This window comes from Mycolicibacter virginiensis (assembly GCF_022374935.2).
In the GTDB taxonomy this organism is placed as follows: Bacteria; Actinomycetota; Actinomycetes; order Mycobacteriales; family Mycobacteriaceae; genus Mycobacterium; species Mycobacterium virginiense.
Map to the genome: position 1 here is coordinate 1,814,364 of NZ_CP092430.2, position 15,919 is coordinate 1,830,282.

At 66.7% G+C, this 15,919-nt stretch carries 12 protein-coding genes; 6 read left to right on the plus strand and 6 right to left on the minus strand.

Features of this window, described 5'->3' with window-relative positions; all coding sequences use genetic code 11:
- Positions 1-92: 92 nt before the first annotated feature.
- Together MJO54_RS08825 and MJO54_RS08830 are read left to right on the plus strand one after the other, a co-directional pair.
- Entirely contained in the window at positions 93-2,096 is a 2,004-nt protein-coding gene (locus MJO54_RS08825) for an ATP-binding cassette domain-containing protein (RefSeq protein WP_065153568.1), read from the plus strand.
- Between the two features lie 65 nt (positions 2,097-2,161).
- Positions 2,162-2,899, plus strand: a complete 738-nt coding sequence (locus MJO54_RS08830) for a CbiQ family ECF transporter T component (RefSeq protein WP_082108018.1) — start codon at positions 2,162-2,164, stop codon at positions 2,897-2,899.
- Between the two features lie 69 nt (positions 2,900-2,968).
- On the opposite strand, the gene MJO54_RS08835 is transcribed toward MJO54_RS08830, so the two are convergent.
- From MJO54_RS08835 to MJO54_RS08845, 3 genes are read right to left on the minus strand one after another with little or no spacing between them, the layout of a single operon-like run.
- On the minus strand, positions 2,969-4,300 hold the full coding sequence (locus MJO54_RS08835; RefSeq protein WP_065153517.1) for an ABC transporter substrate-binding protein: 1,332 nt from the start codon (positions 4,298-4,300) through the stop codon (positions 2,969-2,971).
- Positions 4,297-5,139, minus strand: coding sequence for a carbohydrate ABC transporter permease (locus MJO54_RS08840; RefSeq protein WP_240175805.1), 843 nt, complete (start codon positions 5,137-5,139; stop codon positions 4,297-4,299). Before MJO54_RS08840 ends, MJO54_RS08835 begins: the two co-directional genes overlap by 4 nt.
- 12 nt (positions 5,140-5,151) lie before the next feature.
- On the minus strand, positions 5,152-7,746 hold the full coding sequence (locus MJO54_RS08845) for a helix-turn-helix transcriptional regulator (protein WP_240175806.1): 2,595 nt from the start codon (positions 7,744-7,746) through the stop codon (positions 5,152-5,154).
- A 251-nt stretch (positions 7,747-7,997) separates the two neighbouring features.
- Between MJO54_RS08845 and MJO54_RS08850 the strand changes: the two genes are divergently transcribed.
- A complete protein-coding gene (locus MJO54_RS08850) occupies positions 7,998-8,501 on the plus strand; it encodes a lipoprotein LpqH (RefSeq protein ID WP_046282577.1) in 504 nt (167 codons plus the stop codon).
- Between the two features lie 82 nt (positions 8,502-8,583).
- A complete protein-coding gene (locus tag MJO54_RS08855) occupies positions 8,584-10,005 on the plus strand; it encodes an amino acid permease (RefSeq protein ID WP_240175807.1) in 1,422 nt (473 codons plus the stop codon).
- Positions 10,006-10,029: 24 nt separating this feature from the next.
- Here MJO54_RS08855 and MJO54_RS08860 read toward each other — a convergent pair whose 3' ends face one another.
- Positions 10,030-10,899, minus strand: a complete 870-nt coding sequence (locus MJO54_RS08860) for a carbohydrate ABC transporter permease (protein ID WP_046282542.1) — start codon at positions 10,897-10,899, stop codon at positions 10,030-10,032.
- Positions 10,900-10,925: 26 nt separating this feature from the next.
- Positions 10,926-11,942, minus strand: coding sequence for a DUF2804 family protein (locus MJO54_RS08865; RefSeq protein WP_240175808.1), 1,017 nt, complete (start codon positions 11,940-11,942; stop codon positions 10,926-10,928).
- A 63-nt stretch (positions 11,943-12,005) separates the two neighbouring features.
- Here MJO54_RS08865 and MJO54_RS08870 point away from each other — a divergent pair, with 63 nt between their 5' ends.
- Positions 12,006-13,520, plus strand: a complete 1,515-nt coding sequence (locus MJO54_RS08870) for a TldD/PmbA family protein (RefSeq protein ID WP_105294433.1) — start codon at positions 12,006-12,008, stop codon at positions 13,518-13,520.
- Positions 13,517-14,893 (plus strand): metallopeptidase TldD-related protein, encoded by a 1,377-nt coding sequence (locus tag MJO54_RS08875; RefSeq protein ID WP_046282540.1) that lies wholly within the window; start codon positions 13,517-13,519, stop codon positions 14,891-14,893. Before MJO54_RS08870 ends, MJO54_RS08875 begins: the two co-directional genes overlap by 4 nt.
- 29 nt (positions 14,894-14,922) lie before the next feature.
- Here MJO54_RS08875 and MJO54_RS08880 read toward each other — a convergent pair whose 3' ends face one another.
- On the minus strand, positions 14,923-15,633 hold the full coding sequence (locus MJO54_RS08880; protein WP_240175809.1) for a YoaK family protein: 711 nt from the start codon (positions 15,631-15,633) through the stop codon (positions 14,923-14,925).
- Between the last annotated feature and the right edge of the window lie 286 nt (positions 15,634-15,919).

A 15,919-nucleotide genomic window follows, 5' to 3' on the forward strand; every position in this document is an offset into this window, starting at 1 on the left:
CGGTCCGCTCAGCGTGGGGCAGTCCGAGCGACTGGCAGAATCGACGGGTGACGAAGACCGGCCAGGGCCTAAACCGAGTCCGGGCGCGGTCGATGCAGCCCTTCGAGATTGCGCAGGCCGCTGTGATGGCGGCGCTGTGCGCGGCGACGGCGATCATCGCGGTTGTGGTGCCCTTCGCCGCTGGTTTGGCGCTGCTCGGCACGGTGCCGATGGGACTGTTGGCCTACCGCTACCGCATTCGCGTATTGATCGCCGCCACCGTCGCCGCCGCGACCATCGCGTTTCTGATCGCCGGTATGGGCGGCTTCATGACTGTGGTCAACAGCGCCTACATCGGCGGCTTGACCGGCGTCATCAAGCGCCATCGCCGCGGCCTGCCCACCGTTGTCGTGGCCTCCGCGCTGGCCGGTGCCATCTTCGGCACCGTTATGGTGCTGGCGCTGACCGTGTTGTCCCGGCTGCGTCACCTGATCTTCGACGCGATCACCGCCAATGTGCACGGGGTTGCGGCCGCTATGGCGCGAATCCCGCTGCCGGAATTCCAGCGAGCCGCCCAGGATCTGAACGGATTTCTCGGCGTGCTGCTGCACTACTGGCAGTGGCTCATCCTGGCCCAGATGACTATCGGCGTCATGATCGTCTCGTTGCTCGGGTGGTGGGCGTTGTCGCGAGTGCTGCACCGGCTCCGCGGGGTGCCCGATGTACACAAACTGGACCTGCTGGCCGAGAGCGGCCCAGTAGCGCCGGTCCCCGTCCGGCTGGATCAGGTGCGGTTCCGTTATCCGCAGTCCGACCATGACGCACTCGGGCCGGTGAGCCTGGAGGTGGTCGCCGGTGAGCACGTCGCGATCACCGGCGCCAACGGGTCGGGCAAGACCACCTTGATGCTGCTGCTGGCCGGGCGGGCCCCCACCGCGGGCACCGTTGAGCGCCCCGGCGCGGTGGGCCTTGGTGCGCCCGGGGGCACCGCGGTGGTCATGCAGCATCCGGAGAGCCAGGTGCTGGGCACCCGGGTCGCCGACGATGTGGTGTGGGGCCTGCCGCCGGGGACCAGCACCGACGTCGAGCGGCTGCTCGGCGAGGTCGGCCTGGCGGGCTTCGCCGAGCGCGACACCGGCGGCCTGTCCGGCGGGGAGCTGCAGCGGCTGGCGGTGGCGGCGGCGCTGGCGCGCGAACCCGCACTGTTGATCGCCGACGAGGTCACCAGCATGGTCGACCCGCAAGGCCGCGAGGCGCTGTTGGGGCTGTTGTCGAAGCTGGCCGGGCGCTCTGACCGTCGCTGCACCTCCTTGGTGCACATCACCCACTACAACGACGAGGCCGGCAGCGCTGACCGGACCATCGACCTGTCGGGGTCCCGCGACAACACCGCCATGGTGGAGACCGCCGAGGTCCCCGCCGCGTCCGGCGGCGGCGCACCGGGGCACGACCGCATGCCCGTGCTCGAGTTGTCCGGCGTGGGGCACGAATACGCCAGCGGTACGCCGTGGGCCAAGACCGCACTGCGGGACATCAGCTTCAGCGTCGACGACGGCGACGGCTTGTTGATCCATGGCGGCAATGGTTCGGGCAAGTCCACCTTGGCCTGGATCATGGCCGGCCTGACGACGCCGACCACCGGCCGTTGCCTGCTCGGGGGCCGGCCCGCCGACCAGCAGGTGGGGGCTGTCGCGCTGTCGTTCCAGGCGGCGCGACTGCAGCTGATGCGCAGCCATGTTGGTCGGGAAGTGGCTTCGGCTGCGGGCTTTTCGCCGCGTGACCACGCCAAGGTCAGCGCCGCCCTGGCCGCCGTCGGCCTGGACGAGGCGCTGGCTGGACGGCGCATCGACCAGCTCAGCGGTGGCCAGATGCGCAGGCTGGTGCTGGCCGGCCTGCTGGCCCGTTCGCCGCGGGCGTTGATCCTCGACGAGCCGCTGGCGGGCCTCGACGCCGCCAGTCGGGACGGCTTGTTGCGACTGCTGGAGGATCTGCGGCGGGAGAGTGGTCTGACGGTGGTGGTCATCTCGCACGATTTCGCCGGCCTGGGTGAGTTGTGCCCGCGGACTCTGCACTTGCACAACGGTGTACTGGTGCCGGCACCGGCAGGTGCGGCGTGACGGGGGAGGCGCGCAGCGCCCCTCGGCCGGTGGTCTTGCTGCGGCCGGTTCCCGGCGACTCCGCCATGCACCGATTGTGGGCGGGGACGAAGTTGATCGTGGTCTTCGGCATCTCGGTGCTGCTGACCTTCTATCCCGGCTGGGTGACGATCGGGGCGGTGGCACTGCTGGTGTTCGGCGCGGCTCGGATTGCTCGTATTCCTCGGGGTGCGCTGCCCTCGGTACCCCGCTGGCTGTGGGTGTTGCTGTTGATCGGCGGCGGGACCGCGACCATGTCCGGTGGCGACCCAGCCGGCCTGGGTGGGCTGTTGTACTTCCTGCGGATCACCGCGTTGTCGATAGTGCTGTTGGGGCTCGGCGCAATGGTGTCGTGGACCACCAATGTCGCGGAGATCGCGCCCGCGGTGGCCACGCTGGGTCGACCGCTGCGGCTGCTTCGCATTCCCGTCGACGAGTGGGCGGTGGCGCTGGCGCTGGCGCTGCGCGCCTTTCCGATGCTGGTCGATGAGTTCCGGGTGCTCTACGCCGCGCGGCGTCTGCGGCCCCGGTTCCGGCCGCGGACCCGGAGGCAACGCCGGCGCCACTGGGCCCGCGAGGCCGTCGATCTGATGACTGCGGCCATCACCGTGACTCTTCGCCGGGCCGACGAGATGGGGGACGCGATCACCGCTCGTGGTGGCATCGGCCAGATTTCGGCGTCGCCGGCGCGGCCGGGGTTGTCCGACCTGGTGGCCCTAGCGGTGGTGGTCGTGATGTGCGGGGCGGCAGTGGCTGTTGAACTGACCGTGTTAACAATGCCCTGACGGCCACGAGATCGCGCTCACGCAGGTAGCTACTCGCAGTTTTGCTGCGTCGACCCGATTCGCGGGCAGCTACCGGCGTGCGGCCGCGTTTGCGGCGTCTTGCGCTTGGCGTAGGGCAGTGTCGACGTTGGAGCGGCCGAGGAACATTTCGTCGAAATAGGGCTTGATGGCCTGGTTTCCGGCGGCAAAGCCCGCACCGCCGCCCGGGGCGGGGATGCGGGGCCCGTTGAGCACCGTGAAGAAGGGCGTGACGTCAACCCCGCGCTGTGCCCAGTAGTCGAAGTAGACCCGTTGTGCGCTGAGTACCGCCGGTATCGCCGCCCCGTGGCGCCCCAGGTAGGCGTTGCCGTCGCGGCTGCCGAGCCAAGTCAGCACCTCCCGTACCGCCGCGGGATGCGGCGATGCGGCGTTGCCGACGGCGGCGATCCCGTTGGTGACACTGACTCGTCCGGCCGGCCCGGCCGGCAGCATCGCCACCCCCCACGAGAAGGCCGCCTGCTCAGCGACGGCCGCCAGGTTGTAGGTGCCGGACTGAAAGAGCGCCATCTTGCCGGCCAGAAACTGATTGCGGGAGAAATCGCCGTTGGTGTTGGTCTCCGAGGCCGGTGGTGCCACATGATCGCCGTTGATCAACTGCACCAGGTAACCGAAGGCGCCGATGGCCGCCGGGTTGTCGAAGGCGAAGTCGTCGCCGCGCTGGAACACTCCGCCGGCAGAGCCGACGTAGTTCAGGTAGATACCCTGCGGGTCGTTGGCGGCGTTGTAGCCCCACTGCCGGATGCGCCGCTGGTCGAAGCCGGGGGAGTCGGCGCTGCGTCCGGCGTTGTCGAGGGTGAGCTGGGCCAGCAGCGGCCGCAGGGTGTCGTGGGCGCCTTGGGGATCCCAGCGCAGCTGCTCCAACTGCGCGGGAGCGATCCCGGCGGCGGCCAGCAGATCCGCGTTGTAGTACACCGCGATCCCGGCGTCGGTCAGTTGCGGGACGCCCCACAGCGTGCCGTCACGGGTGAACTGAGTGACCACCGACGGCTCCCAATCCGTGCCCGCCGCACCGATCTTCATCAGCCGTCCGCTGTCGGCGTAGCCAGCCAGGTAGGCGTTGGAGAGCCAGAAGATGTCGTCGGCACCGCCACCGGCGACATCGGTGCGCAGCGTGTCGAAGTAGGTCCCGTAGGCGACGACGTTGACGTGTACCTCGATCTCAGGGTGGCTGCGGTGGAACGCGGCGAACGACTGTCGGTAGGCGTTCGCGACCTGTTCGTCCCAAAGTCGTACCGTCACCACCGTCGTGCCGGCTGCCGACCGGTTCGATGCCCCGTCGAGTAGCACCGCCGCGGTGCCGAGCAGGGCGGCCAGGGCCACCACCGCCGCGGCGAACACGGTGGAGAACCGCGGCCGGCTCACTTGATCCCCGTAACGACGATCGACTGCACGATTCGTCGCTGGAACACTATGAACAACACGATCAGTGGAATCATCGCCACCGTGGTCGCTGCCATCACCAACGTCCACTGCGCGTTGTAACGCGACTGCAATGCTGCGGTGGCCACCGTGAGCACCCGCCACTTGTCGCCGCTGGTGATCACCAGCGGCCACATGAAGTTGTTCCACTGTGAGACCACGGTGATCAGCCCGAGGGTGACCAGGATCGGCCTGCTGGCCGGCAGCATCACATGCACGATCACGTCCAGGGTGTTGGCTCCGTCGAGTCGCGCGGCGTTGATCAGATCATTGGGGACGGTGCGGAAATGCTGGCGGAGCAGAAAGATCGCATACGGCGAGCCGAATACGAACGGCAATACCAATGCCCAGAAGGTGTTCCGCAGGCCCAGCTGCGCCATCATCAGATATAGCGGCACCACGGTCACGGTGGCCGGCACCATCAGGGTCGCCACATACACCCAGAACAACTTGTCGCGGCCTGGAAACTCCAGCCGCGCGAACGCGTAGGCGGCCAGCACCGAGAAACTCAACTGTCCCACCACGATCACCGCCGTCATCAAGGTCGTAACCGCCGCCGCCCGGCCGAACCCGGCCCCGCCCAGATCGCCGTAGTTGTCCAGCGTCGGCGGGTGCGGCCAGGACAGCGGCGAACCGGTGGCGAATTGACGCGCCGGGGTGAACGACGTCAACAGCCCGAGCACGAAGGGCGCCAGGGTGATCAGCGCGCCGATCGTCAGCAGCGCGTAGATCGTGGCGGTGCGAATGCGCTTGTGCGGAATGAGAGAAGTGCTGATCAACATGCGGTGGGGAGCTCACTGGGGTTGTCGGTAGGCATAGGCAGCGGCTTGGGTGCGGTTGTGCACGCCAAGTTTGGCCATGATGGCGCAGACGTGAGTGTTGGCGGTCTTGGTGCTGATGTAGAGAGCGGTAGCGATTTCGGCGTCGCTGCGCCCGGCGGCAAGAAGTTCGAGGACGTCGCGTTGGCGCCTGGTGAGGCCACGTGGGTCAGCGCTGGTGTCTTTGCGGCGGCGGTCGGGATTGCGGCCGCGCAGCTGGGAGAGACGCTGCTGGGTGCGCCGGGCCGCGGCGCGGGCGCCAAGCTGGCGGAAGGTGCCCAGCGCGGCCTCAACGGCGTCGATATCGCCGCTAAGTTGAGCGATGGCGGCATCGTAGGGACAGTCTCGAAGCATCCACTCCTTCGTGGCCGCGCACCAATCTCCATTGATCTCACGTTCATAGGGCGTGGCAGCGATGACGTCAATACCGGATCGGCCACCGGCTAAATGGGCCCAGCGCCGCAGGGAACCTCCGAGCCACGTGTACGCCGTGCCGGACACCGTGAGAACCTCGGCCGCGCATTGGCGGACCGCCTCGTCGTCGTCGGCCAGCCAGGCAGCCTCGGCACGTGCGGCGCAGACAGGTAGGCGCAGCAGGCTGCCCGTCGCAGCATCAAGGGCTTCGTCGAGCAGCGGCCACACGGGTTCCTCGCCACGGCGTGCCCGGATCAAGGCGACCGTGATCAACGGCGCGATCCGGTGTTGGGGCGCCAGTTCGGGCTGGGTCAGGATCTGCTCGGCCGCCAGCGCAGCAGACGTCCAGTCGCCGCCGGCCAGGTCGGTCAGCGCCTGCAGCCCCGCCACCAAGGTCTGGAACATGCCAAGTTCGCGGGTGCCGAGGTAGGCGGCGACTTCGGCGAGGTAACGCTGGGCGCGACCGAATTCGCCGCGCACGACAGCGAAGGTACCGAGGAGCACGCCCAGAATTCCGCTGTGCTCCTCGATCCCAGGGGCCGCGGCCGCTTCTCGCCACACCTCCTCGAACTCGTCCCAGCCGGTGTCGCTGCAGAACACTGTGGTTAGTGCTGCATATCCGCGGGCGTGGATCACCACGGCAGGGTCACCGAAGTGGGCGCCGAGGGCCTTCGCGCGGGCCGCATATCGGGCACAAGCGGGGTCTAAGGCAAGTGCGGCGATGTGCGCCATGTTGATCAGTGACCAAGCCAACTGGGGGGACGGTTCGAGGTCTTCGAGCAGCCGCAACGACGCGTGCGCTGCTGCCGAGGCTTCGGCGGGGCGTCCCAGCAGCTGCAGGACGTGCGATAGCCGGCGCAGATCTTCCGCCTCCTGGTGAAGATTCCCCAGCTGCTGGCGGAGCGCGATCGCCTGTCGCCATGACGACATCGCCGATTCGGCCTGGCCGCTCAGATAACTGCTGAATGCGTGCTGTTCGAGCCATACCGCCCTTTGCTCGTCGGGGATGGTGTCGACATGGCGCAGCACCAAGGCATACATGTCGGCGGCTTGCCGATGGGCGCCGAATCCTGCAGCGCGCGCGGCGGCCACCGGGCCGTAGTCGATGACCGCATCGGTGTCGCCGGCCTGTTCGGCATGAAAAGTCAACGCCGCCAGCGTGTCCGGGTCAACCGGTGGTTCCGCCAAAGCGGTCAGCGCTCGCTTGTGCAGCACCCGCCGTTGATAGGCGGGGATCTGTTCGACGATGGAACGGCGGGTCAGTTCATGGCGGAATCCCACCGCGTCGGCGTTGGCTACCAGCACCCCGGCGGCGAGGCATTCGTTCAGGGTGCCTGCGGCGCCCGGCGACACCACTTCGAGCAGGGCGGGGTGCACCCGCGGGCCGCAGATCGCTGCCGCCTGTGCGGTTTCGCGCGCAGCGGCCGACAGCCGTGCGAGTCGGCCCCGCACCGCCTCGGAAATGCTGCACGGCAGGTCGCCATCGCCCAGCGCATCAGGCCCGGCGGCCAACATCTCCGTGACGAAAAACGAGTTCCCGTCGGTAAGCCCGTACAACGCTTGGGCGTTGATGCCGCTGCCGGCGGCCAGCGCGGCGACCGCCGCGGGGGTGAGCGGGTCCAACGCCAAGCGCGTCACGGCCGCCCAGGTCGCCACATCGCCTAACAACACGGCGAGCGGATGGGTTGGGCCGATCTGGTCGTCACGGTAGGAAGCCAGCAACATCACCGGCAGTGTGTCGATTCGCCGTGCCACATGGCGCAGCAGATCCAGGGCGGCGCCGTCGGCCCAGTGCAGGTCCTCGATCACCCACACCGAAGGGGTTCCGTCGCCGACGATGCCGACCAGCCGGGCATACATCGCCTCGGTGTCTCCGGCATCGATGGCGCCGCGTATCGAGGCGGCTTGACTCGCGGGAAGGTAGGCGAGCATGTCGATGATCGGGCCCAGCGGCCGCGGGGTGGCAAGACCGTCGCACCAGCCCCGCAGCACTCGGGTGCCCGGATCGAGTGTGGCGAGAAACTGGGCTATCACCGTGGTCTTGCCCGCGCCGGATTCGCCACGCAGCAAAACCAGCTGCCCGTGCCCTCGGGCGGCGGTCCGATAGCAGCGATGAAGGTTGGTCAGCGTCGTGTCGCGTTCGAGCAGACGGCTCACCACGGCCAACCCCCCTCCCGCGTCGGGTCCGAGGCCGCGCATCCCGGAGCAAATATCAGGTAATTACCTGATGCGCCGTGGTTGGGCCGCCCAGCACACTCCCAAATGAGCGTGGCGGGCGGTCTGCCACGGACGTCAGCACACGGCCATCTGATCAGGATGCGGAATAAAGCCTAGCCCGCCAGCCGCCGCCCGCGCCCACCAAATAGCACGAAACCAGGCACGTGACCACCCACAACAAAGGAGTACCGGTGAAGCGTTCACTAACGGTTGCCGCGGCAGCGGCAGCAATCGCGGTCGTAGGTCTGTCTGGGTGCTCCAGCGACAAGAAGTCGGAATCCGCCCACGCATCCTCCTCGAGCGCCGCGAGCTCCTCGAGCGGATCCAGTGCGTCGGTCAACGTTGGGGGCGCAGCAGCAACCACGAAGGTCACCATCGACGGCCAAGACCAGAACGTCACCGGCACCACCGTGTGCACGACGATGGCCGGCGACGTCAACATCGCGATCGGCGGAGCGGCCACCGGGATCGCCGCGGTGCTCACCGACGCCAACCCTCCGGAGGTGAAGTCGGTCGGGCTGGGCAACGTCAACGGTGTGACGCTGGCATACACCGCGGGTACGGGTCAGGGCGATGCCAAGGCGACCAAGGACGGCAACGAATACAAGATCAGCGGCACCGCGACCGGGATCGACACGGCCAACCCGATGCAGCCGGTGAACAAGCCCTTCGAAATCGATGTGACGTGTTCCTAGTCCGGTCCGTCGTGTTGTAACCCCGTGGCGTCGGTCGGGGCGTGTTCAATGATGGACACGAACCGTCCAGCTAGGGGCACCAATGTCAACGCCGGCGCTCAGCATGTCACGGCAGATGCTGCGGCGTCGGCCGGTGAACGGTGCACCGATCCCCGCCGGGAGCACGAACCACCTGCGACGTAGGCTCGGCGGCTTCCGGCTCACCATGTTCGGCGTCGGCTCGACGGTCGGCACGGGGATCTTCTTTGTCTTCCCGGTGGCGGTGCCGCAAGCGGGCCCGGCAGTGATCGTTGCGTTCATCATCGCCGGAGCCGCAGCGGGCCTGGCCGCGATCTGCTACGCGGAATTAGCTTCGGCGGTGCCAATTTCGGGATCGGCATACTCGTACTCCTATGCCACCCTCGGTGAATTCATGGCCGTGGTTGTCGGGGCATGCCTGCTGCTCGAATACGGGGTGTCCACCGCCGCGGTGTCAGTTGGGTGGAGTCAGTACCTGAACAAAATGTTGCTCAATGTCTTCGGATTCTCGGTACCGCAGGCTATTTCGTCGGCACCATGGGATTCCGAAGGTGGTTTCGTCAACCTGCCAGCCATCGTCTTGGTGGCAATTTGTGCGGCTCTGTTGATCGGCGGCACCAGTGAATCGGCCAAGGTCAATGCCGTAATGGTGGTGATCAAGCTCGGTGTGCTGCTGATGTTCGCGGTGATCGCATCAACGGCGTTCAGGGCGAACCACTTCGCTGACTTCGCTCCTTTTGGATTCTCGGGAATCAGTTGGGCAGCGGGCACGATCTTCTTCTCCTACGTCGGTCTAGACGCGGTATCCACCGCCGGTGAAGAGGCCAAAGATCCCCAGCACACGATCCCGCGGGCAATCATCGCGGCACTGCTGATCGTGACCGGTGTCTATGTGATTGTCGCGGTGGCCGCGATGGGCAGCCAGCCGTGGCAGGACTTCGAGGGGCAAAGCGCGGGCCTGGCCGTGATCGTGGACCACATCACCGGAAACCGCCTAGGCAGCACCGTCTTGGCCGCGGGCGCGGTGATCTCGATCTTCTCTGTCACCTTGGTCACGATGTACTGCCAGACCCGCATCCTTTTCGCGATGGGTCGCGACGGCCTGCTGCCGGCAACGTTCGCCAAGGTCAACCCGCGCACCCGGACACCGGCAACCAACACCATGATCGTCGCGGTCGTGGCGGCAGCCCTCGCCGGTCTGGTGCCGCTTCAGCGTCTGGCCGAAACGGTCTCCATCGGGGCCTTGACCGCTTTCATTGTCGTGTCCGTCGCGGTGGTCGTGCTCCGGGTCCGGGAACCGGATCTGCCCCGCGGATTCAAGGTGCCCGGCTATCCGATCACACCAATCTTGTCGGTGGTGGTGTGCGGATGGATCATGTGCAGCCTGCACCGGTACACCTGGATCGTGTTCACCGGCTGGATAGCGGTCGCGTTGATCTTCTACCTGGTGTGGGGTCGCCGTCACAGCGCACTCAACGGTGGTTAGAACGCAAGCACAGCACGACGTGGCTCAGGTGAGGTCGTAGCTGACCCGCCGGCCCAACGAAAGTTGCTGAACGACCGTCACTGAAACCAGGACGGCGAACAGCACCAGCGCCATCACCGCGGCCCGGCCGATCGCGGCCGCCCCGAATGCCTCGTCGTAGATGCGGTGGGCGATCAGATCGGTGCGGCCGCCCGGTCCGCCGCCGGTGAGCGCGTATACGGTGTCGAACACCTGCGCCGCGCTGACCACGCCGGTGACCAGCACGAAGAACAGGGTGGGCCGCAGCATCGGCAATGTCACCCGCCAGAACCGCTGCCATCCGTTGGCGCCGTCGATACGCGCCGCCGACAGCACCTGGGTGGGGATGGCGAGGATGCCGGCCAGGAAGAACAGCGCGACGTAGCCGACGTTGGTCCACACCACCACCGCCGAAGTCACCGGCAGCGCCAATCCTGGATCGGTCAGCCATTCGATGCGGTGACCGAGCACCGTGCTCACCGCGCCGTCCGTCGGGCTCAGAATCCAGCGCCACAGAACCGCGATCGCCAACGGCGCGCAGATCCACGGCAGCACGTACACGGTGCGAAACACGGCGCTGCCGGGCAACCCGCGCGCCAGCAAGAGCGCCACACCCAACCCGAGCGCGGTCTGCAGCGGGACGACGAAGGCGACGAAAAGGACCGTCACCACAAGGGAATTGCCAAACACCGGATCGGTCAACACCGATCGCCAGTTCTCCGCGCCGACATAGCTGATCGGTCCCAGCAGATCCCAGCGATGCAGGCTCAGCCACACCACCACCAGCATCGGCAGCAGCAGGAATGCCACTACCCCGAACAGGCTGGGGGCGAGCAGCGCGTAACCCAGCGTTGCAGATCGGGGGGCGCGGCTCATAGGTGTATTTAAGCGCTTGTGTCGACTCAAAACCGGGTCTTCATCCGCTCAAGAATCCCGGGCACGCTGTCGATGGAGTAGATCTCACCCGACAGGGACGTCACCGCGCCGCGATAGGTCCCGGCGAGTTGCCAGTAGTCGATCGCGGCCGCGACCAGGTTGACCTTGACCACCTTGCGTCCCGCGGGCGTGAAGGTCACATCGAGCCGGCCGTCGCGGTCACGGACGTGCACGGTCGACAGCGGATCCTCGGAATCGAAGTCGAATCGGACTCCCGTGAGCGGCTCCACGGCACCGGGAACCCAGTTCGACGACTCGTCATCGTCGTCGCTGAACTCCGGCCGGTCGACGAAGTTGGAGCCGACGACACCGCCGGCCAGTGCGACCGCGAAGGTGCCCCACGTCCAGGACGTCGAATATGGGAATTGCGAACGATGCTCATCGAGGATGGCAAAGTCGCGGGCCCGCTCGAACACATAGGTGCGGTCACCGACGGTAAGTGTGCCGTCGACCGGAAACGGCTGCTTGAACGTGTAGTAGTCGATCGCCGACGTGAGCTTGGCGCTGAGGCTGAGCGGCGGTGCCGCTCCCTCCACATGAAGGGTCAGTGCACCGGTGATCGCGGGGCCGCGCCGGTCTGCCGCACAGTCGAATCGCACGGTGATCGCCCCCGTGTCGGCGGCGAAGTCGTACTCGAGCAGATAGCGGCGCGTCTGGACCCGGCAGCGACCACCATCCAGCAGATCGTCGGGCAGGTCCAAGGTGCCGCCCCGGAACCGCGCACTCTTCTCCACCAGGACACCGGTCGCCTGATCGCGGATGAACAGCTCCGAGGACGCCAGGTACTTCACGTCCTGCATGATCATGGCGCCCGAAATCTCGGGGTGGATCAAGGCGAATCCAACCCACTCTTTGAGACGGAACGCGCGCCAGAGGCGAGACAAGCCGCGGTGCGCGTCGACCGGGTTGGTGTGTCGGACCCGGCCGTCGAAGCGGCCGTAGCGTCGAACACCGTCTTCAACCAGTCGCTGGGGTGCCGTCACGCCGTGATCATTAATTGACACCTGTGCCGTGGTCAACCATCGGCACGTCGTTACGGTGGACTGGTGACAGCGAACCGGGGGATCGACGCCGAGTTTCTGGCCCTGCCCCGCCACGAGCTGGCCGACGCGGCATTGTCGGCGGCCAGAGCGGCCGGTGCCGAGCATGCCGACCTGCGGATTCATCGGATCGCCACCGAGGTCATCCGGCTGCGCGACGGCGAGTTGGAGACCGCCGTCGTCAACCGCGAGCTCGGCTTCGCGGTGCGGGTGGTCGTAGACGGCACCTGGGGCTTCGCCTCGCATGCCGAACTGGCGCCCGCGGTAGCGGCTGACACCGCTCGCCGTGCCGTACAGGTCGCCAAGACGCTGGCGGTGCTCAACGCCGAACGTGTCGAGCTCGCCGCCGAGCCGGTGTACCGCGATGCGACGTGGGTGTCGGACTATCTGATCGACCCGTTCGAGGTACCCACCGCTGACAAGATCGACGTGCTCGAGGACTACTCGGGTCGGTTGCTCGCTGCCGATGGGGTGCACCACGTCACGGCTTCGTTGACCGCGGTCAAGGAGCAGACTTTCTACGCCGATGTGTTCGGATCGTCGATCACCCAGCAGCGGGTGCGGCTGATGCCGGTCTGCGATGCGGTCACCGTCGGACCGGACGGATTTGACTCGATGCGAACACTGGCGCCGCCGACCGCGCGCGGTTGGGAAGCGGTTGCCGGCGACGAGATCTGGGACTGGTCGGGTGAGCTGGCCGAACTGCCGGTGCTGCTCGCCGAGAAGGTCAAGTCGCCCACCGTGATCGCCGGACCGACTGATCTGGTGATCGACCCGACCAACCTGTGGCTGACCATCCATGAATCCATCGGGCATGCAACCGAATACGATCGAGCCATTGGATATGAGGCGGCGTACGCGGGTACGTCGTTCGCCACCCCGGACAAGCTCGGCTCCTTGCAATACGGCTCGTCGGTGATGAATGTGACCGCCGACCGCACGGTGCCCTACGGGTTGGCCAGCATCGGCTATGACGACGAAGGCGTGGCAGCGCAGAACTGGGACCTGGTGCGCGACGGGAGATTCGTCGGGTATCAGCTGGACCGGGTGTTCGCGCCCAGATTGGGGCAGTCTCGTTCCAACGGGTGCTCATACGCCGACTCGCCGCACCATGTCCCGATCCAGCGGATGGCCAATGTGTCGCTGCAGCCGGGAACCGAGGACCTGACCACCGCCGACCTGATCGGCCGGGTGGACAACGGCATCTACATCGTCGGCGATCGATCGTGGTCGATTGACATGCAGCGCTACAACTTCCAGTTCACCGGGCAGCGGTTCTTCCGGATCCGTGACGGCCGTCTCGACGGGCAGGTGCGTGATGTGGCGTATCAGGCGACCACCACCGATTTCTGGAACGCGATGGAGGCCGTCGGCGGTGCCTCGACGTGGCGGCTGGGCGGGGCGTTCAACTGCGGCAAGGCGCAGCCCGGTCAGGTGGCCGCGGTCAGCCACGGCTGTCCGTCGGCGCTGTTCCGGGGGATCAACGTGCTCAACACGCGCAGCGAGGGGGGCCGGGAATGATTGGGCCACAGCAGGTCATCGACACCGCGCTGACGGCGAGCCGGCAGGGCGCTGGCAACAACACCGAGACCATCGTGCTGGTCACCGACCGAACCGAGGCGTCGCTGCGCTGGGCCGGTAACTCGATGACCACCAACGGGGTGTCGAGCAGCCGAACCACCACCGTCATCTCGATCGTCTCCGACGACGAGGGCTCTCGGGTCGGCTCGCTGTGCTCCGCCGAAGTGGATCCGGCGCTGATCCCCGAGTTGGTCGCGGCCTCGATGGAGGCGGCCGCGGGCGCACCAGAGGCCCGCGACGCCGCGGAACTGCTGGGCGACACCGCTGTCCCGGAGGACTGGGACGCCCCGGTCCCGCAGACCGGCGCGGAGGCCTTCGCCGACCTAGCCGGCTCGCTGAGTCGAGGTTTCCGAGGCGCCGACCAGCTCTACGGGTTCGCCCGCCACGAGGTGGAGACGACGTTCCTGGCGTCCTCGACCGGATTGCGGCGCCGCTTCACCCAGCCCACCGGGACGGTGGAGATCAACGCCAAACGCAATGGCGCCAGTGCATGGGCGGGGGTCAGCACCCCGGATTTCGTTGACGTGCCAGCAGATTCGCTGCTGGAGCAGCTCTCGACGCGCTTGGGCTGGGCGGCGCGCACCGTTGAGTTGCCGGCCGGGCGCTACGAGACGTTGATGCCACCTTCCACCGTGGCCGACATGATGATCTATCTCGGTTGGACGATGAGTGGCCGCGGAGCACAGGAAGGCCGTACCGCGTTGTCGGCGCCCGGCGGCGGCACCCGGGTGGGGGAGAGGCTGTCCGAACTACCCCTGACCTTGTATTCGGACCCCCATGCATTCGGGCTCGAATGCGCACCTTTCGTGGCGACCGGGACATCGTCGGAGACCGCCTCGGTGTTCGACAACGGCCTGGACATCGGTTGCGTGGACTGGATCCGCGGTGGGGTGATCAACGCCCTGGCTTACCCGCGGGCGGCGGCCGCCGAATTCGGAACCCCGGTCGCCCTGGCCGCCGACAACCTGTTGATGACGGGCGGTTCGGCCAGCATGGACGAGATGATCGCCTCGACCGAGCGTGGGCTGCTGTTGACCACGCTGTGGTACATCCGCGAGGTGGATCCGACCACGCTGCTGTTGACCGGGCTGACCCGCGACGGCGTCTATTTGGTCGAAGACGGCAAAGTGACTGCGGCGGTGAACAATTTCCGATTCAACGAGAGCCCGCTCGACCTGCTGCGCCGCGCCACCCAGGCCGGTATCGCCGAGCCGACACTGCCCCGGGAGTGGGGCGACTGGGCGACCCGGGCGGTGATGCCGTCACTGCGGATTCCCGACTTCCACATGTCGTCGGTGAGCCAGGCAACATAAGGCGTGCCGAACCCGCCGGCCACCGCTTCTCAAGACGTCTGGTCGGCAAGCGGTTCGCCGGCTGCTTTCAGCAGGGCACGTCGATCCGCATGGAAATAGGTGCATCCGGTCGTCAGTGCACACACGACAGCAGCGATCGCCAGCATCGCCGTTTCGGTGACCATGAGGTGCATGCACGCGCCGATGGTGACCCCCAGGGTGAAGCTGCCGAACAGCAGAAAATTTCCGAGCCAGTCCGCAATCGAGCCGCCGCTGATATGACGTTCGATACCTTGCGCCATCTTGACAACGGTCCCGGTCACGTAGCTCAGGGGAATCGATACCTCACCGTCTTTGACGAACGAAGTGTTGAGAGCGCCAAGACCGAACGCGATCAGCAAGATCGGCGCGATCGGAAGCTCCTGGTCCGACCAGCCGTCCAAGGTGACGTCGATTGCGGACGCGACCGTCACTGACAGGGTGGTCAAGACTGTCGAACCGTGTGCGTGCGCCACGCACAAGTGCCTGCGGCACAGCGATGCGGTCACCACCCCCAAAATGAACGCCAGCAATATGAATCCCGCGGTGATCGATACCCAGCGCTGGTCTCGAAAGGAGCCCAGCACAGCCAGCTGGCCTGTTCCCGTCATGGAAGTGACGAAGTACTCGGTGGAATGGGTGAATGCGGTGGCGCCCAATAGTCCGGCCAGTGCGCTGAGCGCCCATGATAACCGCGCTTCACCGTTGAACTTGGGTCTCATCGGCGTGAACCGCCCCTTCTTTTCGAATCGCTGCTTCATGTTTCGCCGGGCCCAACCGAGCACTGGCCGACATGTGCGCGTAAGACCACAGCTTGGCCGAAGCCAAAGATCGGCCGGGCGCAACTGCGCTCGAACTGTCTAGGGCAACCTCGATATCGACCGTGCGAACCGACGCTTTCCCGTGTGCGCTCAGCGTTTTCGGACGCCAGCGAGCAGGGGACAGGCGGCCGAAACGCATCGGCGCCGCTATCGACCTGACATCAGTTTTGTGTGGAAACCGGGCCGA